The sequence below is a fragment of the Streptomyces beijiangensis genome (genome assembly GCF_017315755.1).
Taxonomy (GTDB): Bacteria; Actinomycetota; Actinomycetes; order Streptomycetales; family Streptomycetaceae; genus Streptomyces; species Streptomyces beijiangensis.
In genome coordinates, this window is record NZ_JAFLRJ010001376.1 from 1 (window position 1) to 261 (window position 261).

At 72.0% G+C, this 261-nt stretch carries 1 pseudogene; it reads right to left on the reverse strand.

Going from position 1 to position 261, the window contains the following annotated elements:
* Positions 1-261: pseudogene (locus tag J0695_RS41895) on the reverse strand (metallophosphoesterase); the annotation flags it as partial.

The following is a 261-nucleotide window of genomic DNA, read 5'->3' on the forward strand; positions in this document are numbered from 1 at the left end:
GTCCCGAACCACAGGGCGAACTCGGGGTGGCGCAGGATCAGGGTGGGATCGCGGACCAGCGGGAAGTGGTTCACCAGCACGGTGGGCAGGTCCCGGTCGACGGCGGAGAGCCGCGCCTCGGTGACACCGACCCGGTGCCGGCACCACGCGTCACGGCTCGGGAAGGGGTCGGGGTGGAGCAGGAACTCGTCCGTGCAGACCACACCCGCCTCGTACGCCTTGGCAAGGCCCTCCCGCTGGGTCGTCGCGCCGCTCCTCGTC